At 58.5% G+C, this 451-nt stretch carries 2 pseudogenes; both read left to right on the top strand.

The annotated features are described in order from the left end of the window. Nucleotides 1–213 (top strand): annotated as a pseudogene (locus QZ269_RS13350) (hypothetical protein); the annotation flags it as partial. Nucleotides 214–312: 99 nt separating this feature from the next. After that, nucleotides 313–396, top strand: a pseudogene (locus QZ269_RS13345) (IS6 family transposase); the annotation flags it as partial. Nucleotides 397–451 lie beyond the last annotated feature (55 nt).

Below are 451 nucleotides of genomic sequence, written 5' to 3'. Positions count from 1 at the left end.
CAGCGCCGTGCCCTGGCCGGAATCGCCACGGCCGAACAGCAGGAACTGCGGCAACTGGACACCCGGCCATCTTCCAACGTTCGTGCAGATGTGTTCAACAAGAAAGTGCTGGCCATCGCCCGCCATACGGACAGCCAGGTTCGCAAAACACTCGGGGGACAATACACCCCGTTTCGAGGCTGGTTGCGCTCCTGGTGGAACCGTCACTCTTAATTAATGACCTTCCACGTCCCCTCAAAGGGTTCAGGCAAGTTAGCGCTGACAGGGTCCTGAGCTGTGACTGACCGGTAGCCCCACCGACACCGTGTTCCGCTGAGTGTGATTGGGTACGCCTTATGGCCCTCCCACCGCTTCCCGCTCAGCCAGCGTAATGTTCAGGAGTTGCTCCACGAGCGATGAATTCACGTCAGCCACGAATCCCTTTACGTAGATTGCGGGTAACTGCTCAGCA

Origin of the sequence: Deinococcus sp., from assembly GCF_018260405.1 — a bacterium.
Classification (GTDB): Bacteria; Deinococcota; Deinococci; order Deinococcales; family Deinococcaceae; genus Deinococcus.
The sequence above is the reverse complement of the archived record's forward strand: the minus strand, read 5'-3'. Positions and strand labels throughout refer to the sequence as shown.